The organism is Kineosporia corallincola, assembly GCF_018499875.1.
GTDB classification, from domain to species: domain Bacteria; phylum Actinomycetota; class Actinomycetes; order Actinomycetales; family Kineosporiaceae; genus Kineosporia; species Kineosporia corallincola.
The window spans coordinates 1-627 of sequence record NZ_JAHBAY010000049.1 but is presented as its reverse complement, the minus strand read 5'-3'; the positions used below and the strand labels follow the sequence as shown (position 1 = coordinate 627).

Genomic DNA, 627 nt, shown 5'->3' with positions numbered 1-627 from the left:
TCGGCGGGCCTGGCGAGTGTGCGGGTGGTCGACGCCCAGGGCCGGACCGTCGTCATCGAAGGCGGTGTCGCGGAGTCCACTTCGGCGGCGATGGCTCTGACGGACGCCGGGCGGGGCGAGTACGCGGGGCTCGGCCCGGAGGCCGAGATGCGCGACATCGCGTTGCGGATGCCGGGTGGCGTGGATGCGGACGAGGTCGAGTACCTGGTCAAGAACGATCATCTCCGGATCGTCGTGGACACCCACATGCGTCAGGCGATTCCCGAGTTCGTCATGCCCCCGATCTACGTGCAGGCCGGCGACGCGGGTCGTCTGGGGTTCGCGGCGGTGTTCGCGAGCATGTCGGACGCCGTGCGGCGGCTGAGGGCCTCGCGCGACGGTGACTCGTTCGGGCGGATCTTCCGGGGCGGGGACTACGAGTTCGACGACGTGCTGGAGACCGACCGCACCCGGGTCACCTGGACCGGGCGGCCGCACTCGAAGTTCCTGTACATGCAGTACTCGTACGGGGCCGAGATGGCCTCCCAGTACGACGTTCTCGACTCGCTGTACTCGGGCATGGTGCAACGGGGCATGCGTTCCGAGGCGGTCGGTCACATGGGTGACGCGCTGCGGTTCGGCACCGAT

1 protein-coding gene is annotated in these 627 nt (G+C 69.1%); it reads left to right on the top strand.

Features of this window, described 5'->3' with window-relative positions:
- A partial coding sequence (locus KIH74_RS35645; protein WP_214160872.1) for a hypothetical protein occupies positions 1–627 on the top strand: 627 nt, incomplete at both ends.